The sequence below is a fragment of the Acidovorax sp. genome, assembly GCF_027492855.1.
Taxonomy (GTDB): Bacteria; Pseudomonadota; Gammaproteobacteria; order Burkholderiales; family Burkholderiaceae_C; genus Acidovorax.
The window spans coordinates 34,541-55,261 of sequence record NZ_JAPUDY010000066.1 but is presented as its reverse complement, the minus strand read 5'-3'; the positions used below and the strand labels follow the sequence as shown (position 1 = coordinate 55,261).

The following is a 20,721-nucleotide window of genomic DNA, read 5'->3' as shown; positions in this document are numbered from 1 at the left end:
CTTCTCACAGGCCCGGAAGCTTGTAATCCTTGAGTTGCTCACGCAACTTTGTCTTGAGCATCTTGCCGGTGGCGCCCAATGGAATCGACTCCACGAACACCACGTCATCGGGGATCTGCCACTTGGCCGTTTTACCCTCGTAGAAGGCCAACAGTTCTTCGCGCGTGACCTCTGCGCCAGGACGCTTGACCACGGCCACGATGGGGCGCTCGTCCCACTTGGGGTGCGGCATGCCCACGCAAGCCGCCATTGCAATCGCAGGGTGCCCCATCGCAATGTTCTCGATGTCGATGGAGCTGATCCATTCGCCGCCGGACTTGATCACGTCCTTGCTGCGGTCGGTAATCTGCATGAAGCCGTCGGCGTCGATGGTGGCCACGTCGCCCGTGGGGAACCACTCCCTGCCCTGGGCATCCTTGACAAGCGGATTGCCGCCCTCGCCCTTGAAGTAGCTGGCCACGATCCACGGGCCCTTGACCAGCAGATCGCCATAGGTCTTGCCGTCCCAAGGCAGTTCGTTGCCCTCGCCGTCCACGATCTTCATGTCCACGCCATAGATCGCACGGCCCTGTTTGAGCAAGATCTTCATCTGCTCGTCCTTGGGCAGAGCCAGGTGCTTGTTCTTCAGCGTGCACAGCGTGCCCAGCGGGCTCATCTCGGTCATGCCCCAGGCGTGCAGCACCTCCACGCCATATTCATCCTTGAAGGCATGGATCATGGCGGGTGGGCAGGCCGAACCACCAATCACCGTGCGCTTGAGCGTGGAGAACTTCAGTCCTCCGGCCTTCATATGGCCCAGCATCATCTGCCACACGGTGGGCACGCCCGCCGCATAGCTGACCTTCTCGGTCTCGATGAGTTCGTAGATCGACTTGCCGTCCATGGCCGGGCCGGGGAACACCAGCTTGCAACCCGTGAGCGCTGCCGAATAAGGAATGCCCCAGGCGTTGACGTGGAACATGGGGACCACGGGCAGCACCGAATCACGGGCCGAGAGGCACATCACATCGGGCAATGCGGCAGCGTAAGCATGCAGCGTGGTGGAGCGGTGGCTGTACAGCGCGGCCTTGGGGTTGCCCGTGGTGCCGCTGGTGTAGCACATGCTCGATGCCGAGTTCTCGTCGAATTCGGGCCAGGCGTAGTCGGGCGAATGCGCGCCGATCCAGGCTTCGTAGCTCGTGAGGCCAGGGATGCCCGAATCCGCAGGCAGCTTGTCGGCATCACACAAGGCCACCCACTTCTTCACCGTGGGGCACTTGGCGTGCACCGCCTGCACCAGGGGCAAGAAGGTGACATCAAAACACAGCACCTGGTCTTCGGCGTGGTTGACGATCCATGCGATCTGGTCGGGGTGCAGGCGCGGGTTGACGGTGTGCAGCACGCGGCCTGAGCCGGAGACGCCAAAGTACATCTCCATGTGGCGGTAGCCATTCCAGGCCAGTGTAGCCACGCGGTCGCCGAACTGCAGTTGCAGATCGTCCAGCGCACCAGCCAGCCGACGCGCTCGCGCAGCCAGGTCGCGATAGGTGTAGCGATGAATGTCACCCTCTACCCGTCGGGAGACGATTTCGGCGTCGCCATGGTGGCGTTCGGCGAACTCGATCAGCGACGAAATCAGCAATGGTTGACTTTGCATCAGGCCCAGCATGGGAGCTCCTTGGATGTTGTAGTGAAGGGAAAGATCATGGTAACGCGCAGCCTGAAACCCATGTGTCTCCAACGTCATGCGCGCCGGCCGGTAGCGCTCCAGTGTGCGCCGCATGCATGCAGCCGCCAACACCTGTCGTTCCATTGACAAAGGCCGAGGGATTACCCTGCACTTTGCGCCCCGGTGCGGCGACAATCGCGCACATGCTCAGCGCCTCGCCATCTGCTCCGCGGTTCATTTCAGCCCAGCTCTGGTTTGCCAGCGTTCCCGCCGCGCTGCAAGAGCGCCTGCGCAGCGAGGTGTTCACGGCGCAAGGTGGCAAGGGCGAGGTCATGCTGCCTGCGGGCAGCGCCGTGGCGGGCTGGCATGCGGTGCTCTCGGGCCTGGTCATGCTGCAGAGCCCGGCCAGCAAAGGGCGGTCTTCGGCTTTTATCGGCGTGCCAGATGGCGAATGGTTTGGCGAAGGCTCGGCCATGAAGCCCGAGCCCCGCAGATACCACGTGGTGGCACTGCGCCCCACCACACTGATGTGCCTGCCACTGCCGCTGTTTGCCATGCTGCGCGAGACCAGCCTGGCCTTCAACCAGTTTCTGGTGCTGCACCTGAACATGCGGCTGGGGCAGGCCATGACCATCATCGAGGCCGGGCGCACGCAGTCCACCGAGCACCGCGTGGCGCTGTACCTGAGTCGGCTGTTCTGGCGCAGCACACGGAGGCTGAACCTCACACAGGACGAGTTGGGCCAGTTGGTGGGCCTGTCGCGGCAGACCGTGAACAAGGTGTTGCGTGTGATGGAAGACATGGGCATCGTGTCGCTGGATTTCGGGCGCGTGGCCATCGTGGACGACGATGCGCTCAACGCGTACCTCGCGGCCACGGCGGCGCAATGACCTGACGCCGCTTTCTGCGCAAGCGCGCGGCTCAAAGGATTGCCACCGGTGGGAACGCCCCTGGCACAGCGCCCGAACCGCCGTCGCCACAGCCAGCCATTGCCAGCGAGAAACTCACCACCCCCAACCATTGGGGCTTACGCCAACACACATCAACCATGTCTTGTCTCAACTTTTCTTAGAAGCTTCGGGAACGCATCCCATCCAATAAATAAGGCACAACCTTGAGGCTGGATTGTGGAAAACAGCGGGCCTTTCGGTACTATCGCAACCTTGCCAAAACACTGACTTCAGGCCACCATCGCGCGTAAACCCTGATCCCCGCTGAAGCCATGACTTCCCACCGTACAAGCTCTGCCGCCTGGGTGCGCGGCACCACCGACATGATGGCCGCCGAAGGGCTGCCGGTGGCCGAGCTGTGCAGCGAGGCAGGCATCGACCTCGCATCGTTGCAGCAGCCACAAACCCGCGTGGATGTGGACCGGGTCAGCCGACTGTGGGAGCTGGCCGTGGCGCGCTCGGGCAAGGTGGATCTGGGCCTGTGCCCACACCTCACGGCCCGCTACGGCAACGTGGATGTGGTGGGCTATGCGCTGGCGTCCGGCCCCAGCCTGCTGGTGGGGTTTCAGCACCTCAGGCGCCACATGGCGGTGATTTCAGACTGCACCACCTTCGACATGGAGCGCGATGCGCGCGGCGGCTACTGGCTGTCCATCACGCACATCGGCGCCGCCCGGCCCATTCCGCGCCAGCGTGTGGAATACGCGCTGCTCACGCTGTTCACGCTGTGCTGCTGGCTCACGCGCCGCGACCTGCGACCCCTGGGCGTGGAGCTGGTCACGCCGCCACCGGCCGCTGGCAATGAAGCGCGCTATCAAGCCGCCTTTGGCATGCTTCCGCGCTTTGGCCAGCCAGCCAACCGATTCCTTCTGGCCGAGGCAGATTTGCTGGCCAGCATCCCCACACACAACCCTAGCCTGTGGGCCATGCACGAACGGCTGGTGGAAACCGAACTCGACCAACTCGGCCATTCGCTGGCCAGCACGCGGGTGCGCACCGAGGTGGCACGCATCCTTCACAAGGGCGAACCGCGCCGCGACGACATCGCCGCCCGCCTGCACATGACCGACCGCACCCTGCAGCGCAGGCTGCAGGCCGAATCGGCCACCTACCAGCAGTTGCTCGACGACACGCGCTGCGAGTTGGCCCGCCAGTACCTGTCAGACCCCCGCCGCAACCTGACCGAAGTGGCCGACCTGTTGGGCTTTGCCGACCAGAGCAACATGTTCCGCGCCTGCAAACGCTGGTTTGGCATGCCGCCGGGGCAGTACCGCGCGCAATTGCAGCAGCAACAGCAGCAGCCTGGGGCCGAGGCCGAAGCGCTCACCCCCAGCGCATAGGGCGGCAAACGCCCCGGCCTGCCAAGGCCCTGCCCACACCGGGTCATCCATGGTGCGAGACAATTCCAGCCATGAACCCCACCGCCGACAGCGCCACCCGCCCCGAAACCGGCCTGGCCTGGGACCACCGTTTCGCCGCGCTGGGCCCGGACTTTTTCACCGAACTGCGCCCCAGCCCGCTGCCCTCGCCCCACTGGGTGGGCGTGAGCACCGATGTGGCTGCACTCATCGGTCTTGACAGCACCTGGTTGCACAGCGACGCAGCGCTGCAGGTCTTCGCAGGCAACGCTCTGCCCGCAGGGGGCCGTTCGCTTTCCAGCGTGTACAGCGGGCACCAGTTTGGCGTGTGGGCGGGCCAGCTCGGCGATGGCCGGGCCATTTTGCTGGGCGAAACCGCCAGCGGCTGGGAGATTCAGCTCAAGGGGGCGGGCCGCACGCCCTACTCCCGCATGGGCGACGGGCGCGCCGTGCTGCGCTCCAGCATCCGCGAATTTCTGTGCAGCGAAGCCATGCATGGACTGGGTGTACCCACCTCGCGGGCGCTATGTATCGTTGGCTCGCCAGCCCCCGTGCGCCGGGAGGAAACCGAAACCGCCGCCGTGGTCACCCGCGTGGCGCAGAGCTTTGTGCGCTTCGGCCATTTCGAGCACTTTTCGGCCAACGGCATGGAGCCCCAACTGCGCACGCTGGCCGACTACGTCATCGACCGCTACTACCCGGAATGCCGCAGCACCACTGAATTGGGCGGCAATGCCTACGCCGCCCTGCTACAGGTCGTGAGCGAGCGCACGGCCCATCTCATGGCCCAATGGCAGGCTGTGGGATTTAGCCACGGGGTGATGAACACCGACAACATGAGCATCCTGGGCCTGACCATCGACTACGGCCCGTTCCAGTTTCTCGACGCCTTCGTGCCCGGCCATGTGGGCAACCACAGCGACACGCAGGGCCGCTACGCCTACAACCGCCAGCCCAACGTGGCGTACTGGAACCTGTTTGCCCTGGCCCAGGCCCTGCTGCCGCTGATCGGCGACGAGGATCTGGCCAAAGCCGCATTGGAGCCATACAAAACCGTCTTCCCCGAAGCCTTCATGGCCCGCATGCGCGCCAAACTGGGCCTTGGCGCCGTGCGCGAGCAGGATGCGGCACTGATCGACGGCGTCCTGACCCTGCTGGCCAAGAACGGCGTGGACTACACGATCTTTTGGCGGCGCCTGTCACACGCCGTGGGCAGCAGCGATTTCGAGCCAGCGCGCGACCTGTTCGCGGACCGGGCGGCTTTCGACACATGGTTGCTATCATATTCAGAGCTGCTTGCGCTTGATGATCGTGCGCAAAGTGCCAATTTAATGCTCAAAACCAACCCCAAATTCATCCTGCGCAACCACCTGGGCGAGCAGGCCATCCGCGCAGCGAAACTCGGCGACTTCAGCGAACTCCAAACCCTTCAGCGGCTGCTGGAACATCCCTTTGACGAGCACCCAGGGCACGACGCCTACGCAGCCTTCCCGCCCGACTGGGCATCTTCCATTGAGATCAGCTGTTCATCATGACCTACTCTGTTCAAAAAACCGATGCCCAATGGCAGGCTGAGCTGCGCGAAAAAGGCGCCGAGCCCGCCGCTTTCCAGGTCACGCGCCACGCGGCCACGGAGCGCCCTTTCACCGGCAAATACGAAGCCCACTGGGCCGATGGCAGCTACCATTGCGTCTGCTGCGGCGCCAAGCTGTTCGACTCGGTCACCAAGTTCGACGCGGGCTGCGGCTGGCCCAGCTTCTCCGAGGCCATCCCCGGCGCCATCAAAGAGATCGTGGACCGCAGCCATGGCATGGTCCGCACCGAAACGGTGTGTGCACAATGTGGGGCGCACCTGGGCCACGTGTTTGAAGACGGCCCCACCCCCACGGGCCTGCGCTATTGCATGAACTCAGCGTCGCTCGACTTCGAATCCGACAGAGGCTGAACGCCGAGAATGTCCCCGACTCCATGAAAATTCTGATTGATTTCTTTCCCATCCTGCTGTTCTTCGGGGCCTACAAGTTTTATGGCATCTACGTGGGCACTGCCGTGCTCATGGCTGCCACCGCAGCGCAGATGGCGCTGATCTATGCCATCGACCGGCGCCTTCAGACCATGCACAAGGTCACGCTGGTCCTCATCCTGCTGTTTGGCACGCTCACGCTGGTGCTGCAGGACGACCGCTTCATCAAATGGAAACCCACGGTGCTTTATGGCGCCATGTCCATCGCGCTGGCCGTTGCCCTGTGGGCGATGAAGAAGAACTTCCTCAAGATGCTGCTGGGCAGCCAGCTGGAGCTGCCCGACCGGGTGTGGCTGCGGCTCAACGTGGCCTGGATCGTTTACTGCGCCTTCATGTCGGCGATCAACGCCTACGTAGTGGTCAACTTCAGCACCGAGGCCTGGGTGGACTTCAAGCTCTGGGGCTACGCCTTTCCGCTGGTCTTCCTGATCGGCCAGGGCATCTACATCGCACCGCACCTCAAGAGCGACGAGCCCACCGCCTGAGACAGCCCACCCACAAAGCCGCACATGACGACGACCCTTGCCCAACAGATGCACCAGGCTTTGGCCGAAAAGCTCACCCCTACAGAGCTGGAGGTCCTGGACGAAAGTGCCGCTCACGCAGGCCACGCCGGAGCCAATGGCACGGGCTTCGGCACCCATTTCCGGGTGCGCATTGCGTCACCTTTCTTTACAGGTCGGCCCCGCGTGGCGCAGCACCGCCTTGTGTATGATGCGCTGCAAGAATTTATTGACCAAGGCGTTCACGCCCTCGCCATTGAAGTTCTCTGAGCCGGCCCCAAATCATCAGCTGCCGGATTTCAGCTGGCAAACAACCTCTCATTTTTTGGATTTCGCATGAAGAAACAGCTCCTGTCCGGCCTCGTCGCCGCTGCCGTGCTGGGCACGTTGGCCCTGCCGGTTTCCGCCCAGAACGTGGCCATCGTCAACGGCAAGGCCGTTCCGAAGGAACGCGTCGAAGCGCTCAAGCAACAGGTGGAACGCTCGGGCCGCCCTGTGACGCCCGACATCGAAGGCCAGATCAAGGAAGAAGTCATTGCCCGTGAAGTCTTCATGCAGGAAGCGCAAAAGCGCGGCCTGGAAGCCTCGGCAGACTACAAAACCCAAATGGAACTGGCCCGCCAGACCATTTTGATCCGCGAACTGTTCGCCGACTTCCAAAAAGCTAACCCGGTGACGGACGCCGAAATTCAGGCCGAATACGACAAGTTCGTGGCCGCCAACAGCGGCAAGGAATACAAGGCTGCCCACATCCTGGTGGAAAAGGAAGCCGACGCCAAAGCCATCATTGCGTCCATCAAGAAGGGCGCCAAGTTCGCAGACATCGCCAAGAAGCAGTCCAAGGACACAGGCTCCGGCGCCAAGGGTGGCGACCTGGACTGGGCCAACCCCGCCAGCTACGTGAGCGAATTCACCGAAGCCCTCGTCAAGCTCGAAAAGGGCAAGATGACCGAGACCCCCGTGAAGAGCCAATTTGGCTGGCACGTGATTCGCCTGGACGATGTGCGCCAGGCCGAACTGCCCAAGCTGGAAGAAGTCAAGCCCCAGGTCGCCCAGCAACTGCAACAGCAAAAACTGGCCAAGTTCCAGGAAGACCTGCGCGCCAAGGCCAAGGTCGAGTAATCGGAACCAACCGAATCCCGCTAGGGATGCCGACAAAAAACGCGACCTCGGTCGCGTTTTTTTATGGGCGCATCAGCGCATCCGTTGGCTGCATCAGCCGTGCCCCAGGCCCCATGCCACCGCCATCAACAAGCCCATCATCACCGGCTGATGGAGCATGTAGTAACTCAGGCTCCAGCGCCCCAGGGCCGCCAACGGGCGCAGGCCGCCAGGCAGTGAGCGCTGCAACCAGTTCGACCGGTGCGCCAGCATCCACTGGCCCGCGGCCAGCCCCCACCACAGCACGCCCAGCCACGGAAAAATCGGCACATAGTCCTCGGTGAAAGGCTTGCGCGAGACCAGACCCAGCCAGTTGAGCGCCCGGCCATTGAGCCACGGCGCAGCCTCGGCCCACATGCCGCTCAGGACATGCTGCGCCAGCGGCGGCAGCGCCACGGCCACCAACCCAGCCAGCCACAGCCACCGGCCCCAATGGGCGGTGCACCGCGCAATCAACAGCATCACGGCCATTCCGTGCAGCACCCCGAAGTAGATGAAGCTTTGCGGAAACATGACATAGGAGCTTGCCGTCACCAACAAAGCGCAGCCCACGATCTGCCCCCAACGGCGCCCAAAGCGCAGCCATCCCTGCCCCTGGTGCCACGCAATGGCTTGGCCCAGCCCTGCGCAAAACAGAAAGAGACTCACGATCAAGGTGCGTTGCGTGGTCCAGAACGGATCCATGCGGAAGTTCTGTGGCCAAAAGCCGAAGTGGCTCAGGTCAAAGCAAAAATGGAAGACCGTCATCCACACCATGGCCAACCCGCGCAATGCGTCCACTGCGTCATAACGCTTGGGCATGGCTTCAGCCGAAGGCGACAAGGAGGGAGAAGCAGACAGAGCAGCAGCGGACGAAGAGCGTTTCATTGCGTGATCAGCCAATCGGGATGTGGGCACATGTGGCCCTGAAGCGTACGACCGCCAGATGGTACGAACGTTTGCATGCACGTGCGCACAGACACTACTGCAAGCCTCAAAAACGCGGGCAAGAAAAAAGGCCTTGCAGCATGTGCTGCAAGGCCTTCAAACATTGGTCGGAGCGGCGGGATTCGAACTCGCGACCCTCTGCTCCCAAAGCAGATGCGCTACCAGGCTGCGCTACGCTCCGACAGCTCGTATTCTAACCCGCAGATTTCATGATTTTTGGCTCGATACCTGCTTTTTGCATTTTTTTTGAAAAGCTGCAGAAGGCAGACCAATTGATGGGCTTAGCGGCTGCTCGGGCCAGGGCCGCGGCCGGCCAGGTGGCGGAACGTGATGCGGCCCTTGGACAGGTCGTACGGAGACATCTCCAGCGACACCTTGTCACCCGCCAAAATGCGGATGTGGTGCTTGCGCATCTTGCCGCCGGTGTAGGCGATCAGTTGATGGCCGTTGTCCAGCGTTACGCGAAAGCGCGAGTCGGGCAAGACTTCCGTGACGGAGCCTTGCATTTCGATGAGTTCTTCTTTGGCCATGTTCTTTATCTCTTCAAAACAAATATTCTGTGATCGGCGCCTGAACGCTGGGAGGCTTCCACCACGGCGGATACAACGTGGTCGGTGCTCGACACACGGTGCATTGCGGGCGGTGGGAGTCGCTGCACCCTGGGCGCAGATCAGGCAGAGGGCCGTGGGAGACGGCTTCAATGGACAGGCTTAGGCGCTGTGCATAGCCTGTCGATTGTACCGCGATGTGCTAGGTTTTGCCTATGGGCTCGCTTTGGCGTCCGCTGGCGAGCCTTCACGCCCCTGAACGGCCATCGCCAGAGTCCGTACCAGATCGGTCTGGGTGATCACCCCCACCAGGCGCTCATCGCCGTCCACGATGGGAATATGGTGGTGCCCGCCCTGAGAGAACAAGGGCACGAGATCCATGGCGTGCTGCGCCACGCGCGCCACTTGCACCGGGTGCGACATGATTTCACCCACGCTCTGGGGCTGACCGCCGCGCCCCATGACCAGCGCGCGCAAGCGCTGCCCTAGCCCCTCGTGCGTATCCAGGTTGGCCAGCCGCATGAAGTCGGCCACCGTCACGATACCGGTCACCAGGTGCTGCGCATCCACCACAGGCAGCGCCTTGATCTGCTCGGCGCGCATGAGGGCCCAGGCATCCTTGAGCGAAACGCCCGCCTCCACAGCCAGGGGCGGCTTGGACATGATGTCTGAGCAGCGCAACTCGCCCAGCGTCCGCTGGAACGCCGCACGCCCCGCCAGATGCAACAGCCCTTCCAGATCGGCCCGGCTCACGTCCAGCACCTGGTTGTAGTGCGCAAGCGCAGCATCCACGTCCGACGCGGTAAACGCCCCCTGGGCCACATCGGTGCGGGCCACTACGCGCTGCGGATGGGGATAGCGGCGCCCGGTCAGCCCGTTGTAAATCACCGCTGCCACCAGAAGCACGAGCACATTGAACAAAACGGGAAACACGGCCAGATGCCACCCGTCGCCCGCCGTCAGCACCACATACAGCGCCATCGCTCCGCCCGGCGGGTGCAGGCAGCGTAGCGGCACCATGAGCGCGATCGCCAGTCCCACGGCCACAGCCCCCGCTAGCGCCTGATCAGGGATCAGTGCAACACAAACCGCCCCCACCAAGGCAGACAGGGTGCTGCCACCCAACAGAGGCCAAGGCTGGGCCAACGGACTCGACGGCATGCCGAACACCAGCACAGCGCTGGCCCCCAGCGAAGCCACCATCCAGGGGCCCGAGCCGCTGCTGCCCGCCCACCAGCGGCTAAGCAATGCCGTCAGCAGCACCCCAATCACCGCACCCACTATGAAACGCAGCCTTTCACGCCCATCAATGCCCAAGGGGGCGGGCCAGAAGTGGCGCAACCACCGGACCAGGCGCACACGCACCGGCAACGCTGCAGAAGAAGAAGGCGGGGTTGGGGGTGAGGAAAGAGACATGGACAAAACAGAAGCACTGCGGCGCAGCCACCAAAAATCACCAGGGGCCGGGCCTCGGCAACACGCAGCGCAGGCATGCAGTGTCGCCGAGATGGTCATTTTGTGGGCTAGCGCACCCAGATTCCCCCACGAATCCACGCAGCCATGGGGAATGGCTCGTGCGGTTTGATGGGGTTTCCTATGCTCGAAACTACTGACACCAAGAGATCAAACAAGTTCGCACAGCTCAAAATTGATGATCTATACTGCATGAAAAATTGAATGATGCAATTTAATTCATATTGAAGATGCCTTGTATCGAGACACTCATGCCACCCAATGCACAGGCGATCGGCCAGGCGGTTGCGCATGTCCGACCGGGGCTGATTTCAGGAAAAATCCCGCCCCACGCACATCTTGATGCTGCCCCTCACCCGACGGTACGGGTATCCCATAAGTATTCACCACAGAATGCTTGGGGTAAATTACTTTAAGCCTAAACAAAGGAGACAAGCCATATGACTACCCGCCGCCTCGTCATCAGCCGCAGCGCCGCCCTCGTGGGCGCCGCATCCACGGGGCTGTTGCTGCCCTCCATCGTGCGCGCCCAAAGTGGCAAGGTGCGTGTGGGTTTCATGTTGCCCTACACCGGCACCTTCGCGCAGTTGGGCGTGGCCATTGAGAACGGCGTGCGCCTGGCGATCGACCAGCAAGGCGGCAAACTGGGCGGGCGTGAGATCGAATGGTTCAAGGTGGACGATGAGTCCGAACCCAGCAAGGGCGTGGAGAACGCCAGCAAGCTTGTGCAGCGCGACAAGGTGGATGTGCTGATCGGCACCGTGCACTCGGGCGTGCAGATGGGCATTCAGAAGGTGGCGCGCGACACCGGCGTGCTCAACCTCATCCCCAATGCGGGCGTGCATGCCGCCACGCGCGCACTGTGCGCACCCAACGTGTTCCGCACCTCGTTCAGCAATTCACAGCCCACGCTGGCGCTGGGCAAGGCCATGGTCGAAAAGGGCCACAAGAAGGCCGTGTGGATCACCTGGAAATATGCGGCTGGCGATGAGGCCTTTGAAGGCTTCAAGGAAAGCTATACCAAGGCAGGCGGCACTATCGTCAAGGAACTGGGCCTGCCCTTCCCCAACGTGGAGTTCCAGGCACTGCTGACCGAAATCGCGGCCCTCAAGCCCGATGCCGTGGCCTGCTTCTTTGCGGGTGGCGGCGCGGCCAAGTTCATCCGCGACTATGCTGCGGCTGGTCTCAAAGACAAGATCCCGCTGTATGGCTCGGGCTTCCTCACCGAGGGCGTGCTAGAGGCCGCTGGCCCTGCCGCCGACGGCATCATCACGACCATGCACTACAGCGATTCGCTGGACACGCCGCGCAACAAGCAGTTCCGGCTGGAATACGCCAAGGCCTTCCGTAGCCAGCCCGACGTGTACGCCGTGCAGGGCTACGACACCGGCTTGCTGCTGGTGCAGGGCGCCAATGCGGTCAAGGGTGATCTGTCCGCCAAGCCCGCCATCATCAAGGCCATGGAGAGCGCCACCATCGACAGCCCGCGTGGCAAGTGGACCATGAGCAAGGCCCACAACCCGGTGCAGGACATCTACCTGCGCCGCGTCGAAAACAAGGAGAACAAGGTGATCGGCGTGGCCGCCAAGGCCCTGGCCGACAGCGGCGCCGGGTGCCGCATGGGCTGATCCCGCACACGGCACGCGCCTCCCGACCCGCCCGCATGGTCTCCGTGCGGGGGGCTCTTTGCTGTCGGCTGCGCGCCGTGCGGCCTGATCTGTTGCACTCCACCCACGGCCCCCCATGGACTTCGCCACCTTCCTGATCCAGTTGCTCAACAGCGTGCAGTACGGGCTGCTGCTGTTCATGCTCGCGGCCGGCCTCACGCTGATCTTCGGGATCATGGGCGTGGTGAACCTGGCACACGGCAGCTTCTACATGCTGGGGGCCTATCTGGCGTACTCGCTGTCGGGGCATTTCGGCAGCCTCACGCTCGCCATTCTGGGTGGCGCTGTGCTCTCCGTGCTGTTTGGTTTGGCGCTGGAGTGGCTGCTGTTTCGCCATTTCTACCACCGCGACCACCTCGACCAGGTGCTGCTGACCTTTGGCCTGATCTACATCTTTGAAGAACTGCGCTCCATCCTGTGGGGCGACGACGTCCACGGCGTGCCCATTCCCAAGGTGCTCGACTGGTCCATTCCGCTCACCGACACCCTCTCCTATCCGGTCTATCGGCTTTTCATCTCGGGCGTGTGCATCGCATTGGCCGTGGCCCTGTACCTGCTGATTTCCAAGACCCGCCTGGGCATGAAGATCCGCGCGGGGGCCTTCAACCGCGACATGGCCGAGTCGCTGGGGGTGAACATCAAGCTCATCCACGCCATCGTTTTTGCACTGGGCGTGGGCCTGGCGGCGGTGGCGGGCATGGTGGCCGCACCGGTGTCCAGCGTCTACCCCAACATGGGCTCCTCGGTGCTCATCATGTGTTTTGTGGTGGTGGTGATTGGCGGCATCGGTTCGGTGCGTGGTGCACTCATCGCTGCCCTGCTGGTGGGGCTGGTCGACACCTTCGGCAAGGTGCTTCTGCCATCGATGGCCGGAATGCTGGTCTATATGTTGATGGCAGCCGTGCTGCTGTGGAAACCAGAAGGCCTCTTCAAACAATGATGACCCCCATGCTTGTCGCCCCGTGCGCCCCACACGCTTCGCAGCCCGGCGGCCACCTATGAGCACACCCCGCGCCAATATCGAAGTGCTGCCCCGCAGCGCGCAGTTCACCCTGGCTCTGGGCCTGGTGGCATTGCTGGCTTTTCCGTTCGTCGGAAGCGACTTCTACGTGCAGATGGTCACGCGCATGATGATCATGGCCATCTTTGCGATGAGCCTAGACCTGCTGCAGGGCGTAACAGGCCTGGTATCGCTGGGCCATGCCGCCTACTTCGGCGTGGCGGGCTATGCGCTGGCCTTCCTCACGCCCGCCGATACGCCAGTGAGCCTGTGGTGGTCGCTGCCATTGGCTGTGGCCGGTGCAGGGCTGGTGGCGCTGGTCATCGGCTTTTTTGTGGTGCGCACGCACGGCATCTACTTCATCATGGTCACGATGGCGTTTGCGCAGATGGTGTTCTACCTGTTCTTCGACAACAAGGTGCTGGGCGGCTCGGACGGCCTGTACATCAACTTCCGGCCCGATGCGTCCATCTTTGGCTGGCTGCCGTTCGACCTCGAAGGGCGCAAGACCTTCTACTACTTCACCCTGGCCCTGGTGGTCATCGTCTATGTACTGCTGCGCCGCCTGCTCTGGAGTCCGCTGGGCCGGGCGCTGTCGGGCATCCGCATCAACGAACACCGCATGCGTGCCATGGGTTTTGGCACACGTGGCTACAAACTCACTGCCTTTACCGTGGCGGGTGCGCTGGCCGGGCTGGCGGGCTACCTGTGGGGTGCACAAACCGGCTATGTGAACCCCGAGCTGATGGGTTTTCACATGAGTGCTCACGCCATCATGATGGTCATCCTGGGCGGCATGGGTAATTTTGCGGGGGCCATCGTCGGGGCCTTCGCTTTCGAATACCTGCTGCATGTGTTCAAGGACATCACCAAACACTGGCAGTTGCTGATGGGCGGATTCATCGTGTTGGTGGTCGTGGCCGCGCCACGCGGGCTGCTGGGCATGCTGGCGCAGCGCCAGGGTGCCAGCAAGGCCGAGGAGGACCCACACCATGGCTGACGCCCTGCTCTCTGCCCGCCAGCTCACCAAGCGCTTTGGCGGCCTGGCTGCCGTCAACGGCGTGTCCGTGGACCTTTGGCGTGGCCACATCCACGCCGTGATCGGCCCCAACGGCGCAGGCAAGTCCACGCTGACCAACCTGCTCTCAGGCGACCTGCCCCCCACCGCAGGCCAGGTGCTGCTGGGCGGCGCCGACGTGACCGGCTGGGCGCCCGAACGCATCTCGCGCCAGGGCCTGGGGCGCAGCTACCAGAAGACCAACATCTTTCTGCCGCTCACCGTGCACGAAAACGTGCGCCTGGCCGCCCAGTCGCGCGATGCGCAGCAGCCCTGGAACCCGCTGCGTTGGTGGCAGGATACGCGCGCAAACACTATCAAAAACAGAGCTACTACCGAACGCCTGGAAAGCGCTATCGAGCTTTCTGGCTTGAAAGACCGGCGCACGGCGATTGCCGGTGCCATGAGCCACGGCGAGCAGCGCCAGCTTGAAATTGCGATGACCCTGGCCACCGAGCCGCAGGTGCTGCTGCTCGACGAACCCCTGGCGGGCATGGGCGTGGCCGAGGCCGAGCGCATGGTCGATATGTTGCAGCGCCTCAAGCCCGCCCACGCCATCATGCTGGTGGAACACGACATGGACGCCGTGTTTGCGCTGGCCGACCACCTCACAGTGATGGTGAACGGCGAGGTGATCGCCCATGGCACGCCACCCGATGTGCGCGCCGATGCGGGCGTGCAGGCCGCCTATTTGGGAGAAGACCACTGATGAGTAGCGCTCCTTGGATCGATGCCCGGGGCATCCACACCTTCTACGGCAGCAGCCACATCCTGCACGGCGTGGACTTCACCGTGGGCAAGGGCGAAACCATTGGCCTCATGGGCCGCAACGGCATGGGTAAAAGCACCTTGCTCAAGTCGCTGATGGGCCTGGTCAAGCCGCGCTCGGGCAGCGTGGCCGTGGCGGGCCGCGACGTGACGGGCAAGCCGCCTTACGAAGTCGCCCGGCTGGGCATCGCCTATGTGCCCGAGGGCCGTGGCATCTTCGGCAACCTCAGCGTGGTCGAGAATTTGCAGATGGCCGCCCGTGCGGGCACCAGCGGCCAGCGCGACTGGACCTATGAGCGCGTGCTGGAGACCTTTCCGCGCCTGAAGGAGCGCCTGGGCCATGGTGGCCAGCAGCTCAGCGGTGGCGAGCAGCAAATGCTGACCATCGGCCGCGCGCTCATGACCAACCCCGACGTGCTCATCCTCGACGAAGCCACCGAAGGCCTGGCCCCGCTGATCGCCCGCGAGATCTGGCGCATCTGCAGCCTCATCAAGGACAGCGGCATCAGCAGCGTGATCGTGGACAAGAACTGGAAACACGTCACGCAGATCACCGACCGCAACATCATCCTGGTCAAAGGCCAGGTGGTGTTCGAGGGCAGCTCGGACGCACTGCATACCCAACCCGAACTGCTGGAGCAGTACCTCGGGGTCTAAACGGCCTCCACGCCGATAGAATCGCCGCTTTCGTCTTCGAGGGGTTCGCCCGTGTCTGATCGCCTGGCAGTTCTGCCGCAATACCTCATGCCCAAGCAGGCATTGACCGCCCTGGCGGGTAAGTTCGCATCAGCCCGGCTGGGGGGCCTCACCACCTCGGTGATCCGCCGCTTTGTGGCCCGCTACAACGTGAACATGGCCGAAGCGGCCAACCCCGACATCGCCAGCTACGCCTCGTTCAATGACTTCTTCACGCGGGCACTGAAAGACGGCGCGCGCCCGCTGGCCGATGCCGACCTGATTTGCCCCGTGGACGGTGCCATCAGCCAGTTCGGACCCATCGCCAAGGACCAGATTTTCCAGGCCAAGGGCCATTCGTACTCCACCACCGCCCTGGTGGGCGGCGACGCGGCACTGGGCGCGCGTTTTGAGAACGGCCATTTCGCCACGCTGTACCTGAGCCCGCGCGACTACCACCGCATCCACATGCCCTGCGCGGGCGAGCTCGCGCGCATGATCCACGTGCCGGGCGACCTGTTCTCCGTCAACCCCACCACTGCGCGCGGCGTGCCCGGCCTGTTCGCTCGCAATGAACGCGTGGTCTGCGTGTTTGAATCGGCCCAAGGTCCGTTCGTGCTGGTGCTGGTGGGCGCCACCATCGTGGGCAGCATGGCCACCGTGTGGCATGGCCAGGTGAACCCGCCCCGCCCCGGCACGCTGCGCCAGTGGGACTACGCGAGCGGCCAGGTGAGCCTGCAAAAGGGTCAGGAGATGGGCCGCTTTCTGCTGGGCTCCACCGTGGTGATGCTGTTCCCCAAGGGGCCGCTGCAGTTCAACCCGCAGTGGACGCCCGCGGGGCCCATTCAGCTGGGTGAAGCGATGGCGCAACGAGCGACGACCGGCTGACCGGGGCCGTTCCCAGGAGGCCCTACTCCGGCACCCTGCTCATGTGGAATGCGCTGGGCTCCAGCCGCAATGTGTCGGGATGCACAGGGGATTCATGCCCCACCAGGTGCACCATCAAACCACTGCGCCGCACCACCACATGGCTCACCGTTTCGCGGCGCCCCCCCAGGTGGACGACCGCGCCGGGCTTGAACAAAGGCATGTAGTAATACGCCGCAGATTCCATGAGGATGCGGCTCCTTCCGCAAAAAAGGTGGCCGGTTGGCGCACCACGCGGCCTGCAAAAACAAGGTGAGGCCGCTCGGGCCATCCTAGCACCGATCCCTGCCCTTGCTGCGCTGCGGCAAGGCAAAGTCAGCGCTGATTCAGCCCTTGGTTTGCGCCCGCGCAAATACAAGCGCCGCATCCAGCAGGCGGCGCAAGTGCGGCTGCACGCCCGCAGCCACATCGGGCAGGTAGTCAAACGGCAAAACCTCCTGCATGTAGCTGCACTGCGTCATCTCCAACTGCACCGCATGGATGTTGTTCGCAGGCTGGCCGTAGTGGCGCGTGATGTGCCCGCCCTTGAAGCGGCCATTGAGCACGCCGGTATAGCCTGGCGCGGATTGGGCAATGGCCAGCAACTCCTGCGCCAGCGCGGGGGCGCAGCTCGCGCCGTCGGCCGTGCCCAGGTTCAGGTCGGGCAGCTTGCCCTCAAAAAAGCGCGGGAGTACGGAGCGGATGGAATGCGCGTCCCACAACACCGCCACACCGTGCTGCGCACGGATGCGATCGAGCTCGGCGCGCAGCTGCGCATGGTACGGCGCCCAGACAGTGTCGCGGCGCGCGGCCACCTCGGCATCATCGGGCACATCGCCTTGGGCATAGATGGGCGTGTCGTCAAAAGTGTCCACCGGGCACAGGCCCGTAACGCTCTGGCCGGGGTACAGGCTGGCACCGTCGGGCGGGCGGTTCAGGTCCACCACGTAGCGCGAATGCGTGGCCACGAGGATGGAGGCGCCCATGTCTTTCGCAAACGCATAGAGGCGCTCCATGTGCCAGTCGGTGTCGGGCACATGGCGGGCTTCGTCAGTGAAGCGCGCGGCCAGTGCGGGCGGCACATAGGTGCCTGCGTGGGGCATGGAGATCAGCAGCGGCAGTGTGCCCTGGTGGAACAAAAACGGTGGGGGGGCAGTATTGGTCATGGTTTTGGGTGCGGTAATACACGTCGGCTGTTCAGTCCAGCCGCCCGCCCTGGGTCTATCGAAGGGCAAGTTGCGGCAGAAGCCCAGGCTTCGACAGGCTCAGCCCGAACGGTTGGGGTACGAGGCTGGGACCGGACCATCTCAGGCGTCCGGCGCAATGGTGGCCGATCGCGCGGCCACGAAGGCTTGCGCGGCAGTGTCGTGCAGGGCATGGCGGCCCAACGCTACGCGCTGCACACCCGCCACCCACAGGCTGTCGATGGCCGAGGTGCGGTGGCTGCCGAACACGTGGGACGAAAGCATGCTGTGCGCGGGCAGGCCACAAAGCGCCACATGCTGCGCATCAAGCGCCACCATGTCGGCCTGCTGGCCTGCTTCGATGCCGCCGATGGAGCGGCCTGCCGCCTGCGCCCCGCCCTGCACGGCCTGCAAGGTCATGGCGGTGGCCACTTCGGCCTGGCTGCTGCTCGCCAGCACGTTGCGCTGGCGCAGCGACAGGCGCTGGCCGTATTCAAGCATCAGCAGCTCCTCGGCCGCGTTCACGCAGGCATGGCTGTCCGAGCCCACGCCCCAGCGGCCGCCGTGCTGCAGCCACAGCGGCATGTCGAAGATGCCGTCGCCCAGATTCGCTTCGGTGGTGGGGCAGATGCCCGCCACGGCGCCCGTGCGCGCGGCATCTGCATATTCGCCCTGCGTCATGTGCGTGGCGTGCACCAGGCACCAGCGTTCGTCCACGGGGGCGTGCGCAAGCAGCCATTGCACGGGGCGCTGGCCGCTCCAGGCGATGCAGTCATCCACCTCCTGCGTCTGCTCGGCGATGTGGATGTGGATAGGCGCCTTGGGGTTGAGCGCGGTGAGGCCCTGCACGGCAGCGGCAAGGCTGCCCTCCGGCACGGCGCGCAGCGAGTGCGGAGCAAGACCCAAAACACCACCCAGCGCTTGTGTAGCGGGCGCAAGGCGCTCCAATAATGAGAGCATATTGTCGGTGCCGCGGATAAAACGCGCCTGGTCGGCACGCGGCGGCTTGGCGCCGAAACCGCTGGTCTGGTAGAGCACCGGCAGCAGCGTGATACCGATGCCCGCATTGCGCGCCGCACGCAGCAGCACCAGCGACAGCGTGGCATCGTCGGCATAGGGCGTGCCGCCCTGGTCGTGGTGCACGTAGTGGAACTCGCACACGCTGGTGTAGCCCGCCTCCAGCATCTCCACGTACAGCCAGGTGGCAATGGCCTCCAGCGACTCGGGTGTGATACGCGCGGCAAACCGGTACATCAGGTTGCGCCAGCTCCAAAAACTGTCCTGGCTTTGCCCCCGGTATTCCGTAAGGCCCGCAAACGCGCGCTGGAACGCATGCGAGTGCAGGTTGGGCATGCCGGGGATCAGGGGGCCGGGTGCTACCGCAACGCCCATTGGCGCTACCGAGTCAGCCACGGCACGGGTGATACGCCCTGCACCATCCCACTGCACCAGCACGTTGCGCGCCCAGCCGGTGGGCAGCAGCGCATCCGCCGCGAAAAGACTGCGTGAAGCGTCATGCGCCATGGGCTGCCTCCTTTTGCGAGCGCACTCCCAGGCCGTCACCAGCCACCCGCCCCTGCCGCACGATGGTGCAGGCGGGTTGGTGGCCGAACCAGTAGGCCAGCTCAGCCGCCTCGCCCAGCGGCCACAGCACGAAGTTGGCGGGCCTGCCAGCGGCGATGAGGCCGTGTGTATCCGCAAGGCCCAGCGCACGCGCGGCGTGCGTGGTGATGCCCGCCAGCGCCTCGGGCACCGTCAGGCGGAACAGCGTGCAGGCCATGTTGGCCATGAGCAGCAGGCTCAGCGCTGGCGAGGTGCCAGGGTTGTGGTCGGTGGAGACGGCCATGGGTGCACCTGCTTCGCGCAGCTGCGCAATCGGCGGCAGGTGCGTGTCGCGCAGCGTGTAGTAGGCGCCGGGCAGTAGCACGGCCACGGTGCCTGCGGCCTTCATGGCGTCGATCCCGGCTTGCGACAAATGCTCGATGTGGTCGCACGACAGCGCGCCATAGCGCGCGGCCAAGGCCGCACCGCCCATGTCCGAGAGCTGCTCTGCATGCAGCTTGACGGGGATGCCGAGCGCCTGCGCGGCCTGGAACACCTGCTCCGTCTCTGCCAGCGTGAAGGCGATGTGCTCGCAGAACACATCGACCGCATCCACCAGCCCCTCGGCCGCCAGCGCGGGCAGCATCTCGCGGCAGACCAAGTCGATGTAGTCCTGGCTGCGCCCGGCGTACTCAGGCGGCAGTGCATGCGCGCCCAGAAAAGTGGTGCGCACCGTCACGCCAAAGGCCTCGCCCAGGCGGCGGGCCACGCGCAGTTGCTTGCGTTCGTGCTCCAAGGCAAGGCCGTAGCCGGACTTGATCTCGATGGCGCACACGCCTTCGGCCAGCAGGGCTTGCAGGCGCGGCGCGGCCTGGGCGAAGAGCTCATCTTCCGACGCCTCGCGCGTGGCCTTCACCGACGACACGATGCCCCCGCCCGCCTTGGCCACTTCTTCATACGTGGCGCCTGCCAGCCGCATGGCGAACTCGTTGGCACGCTGGCCGCCATAGACCAGGTGCGTGTGGCAGTCCACCAGGCCGGGCGTGGCGAGCGCGCCGCCTGCGTCCCAGCGGCGCAGCGGCTGGTAGGCGGGCGGCAACTGCGCCTCGGGCCCCACCCAGGCGATGCGGCCGCCCTGCACCACCACACAGGCGGGTGAGCCATCGGGCACGGGCACATCGGCCACCACCAGGCCCGCCACGGGCCTCAGGTTGGTCCACACGCCATCGGCGCTTTCGCCTGCCGCAAAGCTGTTGTTGTCCTTGTGCTGCATCTGCCGGTACATCTTTGGGTATCGCTTTGATTGCTACAAAATTAATAGCCATTAGCGC

The 20,721-nt window shown here is 64.1% G+C and carries 21 protein-coding genes and 1 tRNA gene; 13 read left to right on the top strand and 9 right to left on the bottom strand.

Annotated elements, in window-relative coordinates:
* Positions 1-4: 4 nt before the first annotated feature.
* The gene (locus Q0105_RS12700) at positions 5-1,648 is read right to left on the bottom strand and encodes a 3-(methylthio)propionyl-CoA ligase (RefSeq protein WP_298212314.1); all 1,644 of its coding nucleotides are present in this window, start codon (positions 1,646-1,648) and stop codon (positions 5-7) included.
* A 203-nt stretch (positions 1,649-1,851) separates the two neighbouring features.
* Between Q0105_RS12700 and Q0105_RS12695 the strand changes: the two genes are divergently transcribed.
* From Q0105_RS12695 to Q0105_RS12665, 7 genes are all read left to right on the top strand, one after another.
* Positions 1,852-2,538 carry a Crp/Fnr family transcriptional regulator gene (locus Q0105_RS12695; protein ID WP_298212312.1) on the top strand — a complete coding sequence of 229 codons (687 nt, stop codon included), beginning with the start codon at positions 1,852-1,854 and terminating at the stop codon, positions 2,536-2,538.
* 332 nt (positions 2,539-2,870) lie between these two features.
* Complete coding sequence (locus Q0105_RS12690; RefSeq protein ID WP_298212310.1) at positions 2,871-3,938, top strand: AraC family transcriptional regulator; 1,068 nt, start codon at positions 2,871-2,873, stop codon at positions 3,936-3,938.
* 71 nt (positions 3,939-4,009) lie between these two features.
* A complete protein-coding gene (locus Q0105_RS12685; protein WP_298212308.1) occupies positions 4,010-5,491 on the top strand; it encodes a protein adenylyltransferase SelO in 1,482 nt (493 codons plus the stop codon).
* Complete coding sequence (msrB, locus tag Q0105_RS12680) at positions 5,488-5,901, top strand: peptide-methionine (R)-S-oxide reductase MsrB (protein ID WP_298212306.1); 414 nt, start codon at positions 5,488-5,490, stop codon at positions 5,899-5,901. Before Q0105_RS12685 ends, msrB begins: the two co-directional genes overlap by 4 nt.
* A gap of 23 nt (positions 5,902-5,924) precedes the next feature.
* A complete protein-coding gene (locus tag Q0105_RS12675; RefSeq protein WP_298212304.1) occupies positions 5,925-6,464 on the top strand; it encodes a septation protein A in 540 nt (179 codons plus the stop codon).
* Positions 6,465-6,488: 24 nt separating this feature from the next.
* Complete coding sequence (locus Q0105_RS12670; protein WP_298212301.1) at positions 6,489-6,752, top strand: BolA family protein; 264 nt, start codon at positions 6,489-6,491, stop codon at positions 6,750-6,752.
* A 66-nt stretch (positions 6,753-6,818) separates the two neighbouring features.
* Complete coding sequence (locus Q0105_RS12665; RefSeq protein ID WP_298212299.1) at positions 6,819-7,604, top strand: peptidylprolyl isomerase; 786 nt, start codon at positions 6,819-6,821, stop codon at positions 7,602-7,604.
* Positions 7,605-7,697: 93 nt separating this feature from the next.
* Here Q0105_RS12665 and Q0105_RS12660 read toward each other — a convergent pair whose 3' ends face one another.
* The 4 genes from Q0105_RS12660 to Q0105_RS12645 form a co-directional block, all read right to left on the bottom strand.
* Positions 7,698-8,444, bottom strand: coding sequence for a heparan-alpha-glucosaminide N-acetyltransferase (locus tag Q0105_RS12660; RefSeq protein WP_298212297.1), 747 nt, complete (start codon positions 8,442-8,444; stop codon positions 7,698-7,700).
* A gap of 230 nt (positions 8,445-8,674) precedes the next feature.
* Positions 8,675-8,751, bottom strand: a tRNA-Pro gene (locus tag Q0105_RS12655).
* Between the two features lie 100 nt (positions 8,752-8,851).
* Positions 8,852-9,100 (bottom strand): translation initiation factor IF-1, encoded by a 249-nt coding sequence (gene infA, locus Q0105_RS12650; protein WP_007856902.1) that lies wholly within the window; start codon positions 9,098-9,100, stop codon positions 8,852-8,854.
* Positions 9,101-9,331: 231 nt separating this feature from the next.
* Positions 9,332-10,534 carry an HPP family protein gene (locus Q0105_RS12645; protein ID WP_298212289.1) on the bottom strand — a complete coding sequence of 401 codons (1,203 nt, stop codon included), beginning with the start codon at positions 10,532-10,534 and terminating at the stop codon, positions 9,332-9,334.
* Between the two features lie 497 nt (positions 10,535-11,031).
* Here Q0105_RS12645 and Q0105_RS12640 point away from each other — a divergent pair, with 497 nt between their 5' ends.
* From Q0105_RS12640 to asd, 6 genes are all read left to right on the top strand, one after another.
* Positions 11,032-12,219, top strand: coding sequence for an ABC transporter substrate-binding protein (locus Q0105_RS12640; RefSeq protein WP_298212287.1), 1,188 nt, complete (start codon positions 11,032-11,034; stop codon positions 12,217-12,219).
* A gap of 115 nt (positions 12,220-12,334) precedes the next feature.
* Complete coding sequence (locus Q0105_RS12635; protein WP_298212285.1) at positions 12,335-13,198, top strand: branched-chain amino acid ABC transporter permease; 864 nt, start codon at positions 12,335-12,337, stop codon at positions 13,196-13,198.
* Between the two features lie 58 nt (positions 13,199-13,256).
* Positions 13,257-14,258 carry a branched-chain amino acid ABC transporter permease gene (locus Q0105_RS12630; protein WP_298212283.1) on the top strand — a complete coding sequence of 334 codons (1,002 nt, stop codon included), beginning with the start codon at positions 13,257-13,259 and terminating at the stop codon, positions 14,256-14,258.
* Positions 14,251-15,024: an ABC transporter ATP-binding protein gene (locus Q0105_RS12625; protein WP_298212281.1), complete on the top strand. Its 774-nt coding sequence runs from the start codon at positions 14,251-14,253 to the stop codon at positions 15,022-15,024. The genes Q0105_RS12630 and Q0105_RS12625 overlap by 8 nt, the downstream gene beginning before the upstream one ends.
* Positions 15,024-15,740: an ABC transporter ATP-binding protein gene (locus Q0105_RS12620; protein WP_298212279.1), complete on the top strand. Its 717-nt coding sequence runs from the start codon at positions 15,024-15,026 to the stop codon at positions 15,738-15,740. The genes Q0105_RS12625 and Q0105_RS12620 overlap by 1 nt, the downstream gene beginning before the upstream one ends.
* A gap of 51 nt (positions 15,741-15,791) precedes the next feature.
* Positions 15,792-16,646: an archaetidylserine decarboxylase gene (asd, locus tag Q0105_RS12615; RefSeq protein ID WP_298212277.1), complete on the top strand. Its 855-nt coding sequence runs from the start codon at positions 15,792-15,794 to the stop codon at positions 16,644-16,646.
* Positions 16,647-16,668: 22 nt separating this feature from the next.
* Here the strand turns inward: asd and Q0105_RS12610 are convergent, their stop codons facing one another.
* The 4 genes from Q0105_RS12610 to hutI form a co-directional block, all read right to left on the bottom strand.
* A complete protein-coding gene (locus Q0105_RS12610) occupies positions 16,669-16,872 on the bottom strand; it encodes a hypothetical protein (RefSeq protein WP_298212275.1) in 204 nt (67 codons plus the stop codon).
* A 139-nt stretch (positions 16,873-17,011) separates the two neighbouring features.
* A complete protein-coding gene (gene hutG, locus Q0105_RS12605; protein ID WP_298212273.1) occupies positions 17,012-17,830 on the bottom strand; it encodes an N-formylglutamate deformylase in 819 nt (272 codons plus the stop codon).
* A 141-nt stretch (positions 17,831-17,971) separates the two neighbouring features.
* Positions 17,972-19,372 carry a formimidoylglutamate deiminase gene (locus tag Q0105_RS12600; protein ID WP_298212271.1) on the bottom strand — a complete coding sequence of 467 codons (1,401 nt, stop codon included), beginning with the start codon at positions 19,370-19,372 and terminating at the stop codon, positions 17,972-17,974.
* The gene (hutI, locus tag Q0105_RS12595) at positions 19,362-20,675 is read right to left on the bottom strand and encodes an imidazolonepropionase (RefSeq protein ID WP_298212269.1); all 1,314 of its coding nucleotides are present in this window, start codon (positions 20,673-20,675) and stop codon (positions 19,362-19,364) included. The genes Q0105_RS12600 and hutI overlap by 11 nt, the downstream gene beginning before the upstream one ends.
* Positions 20,676-20,721: the final 46 nt, after the last annotated feature.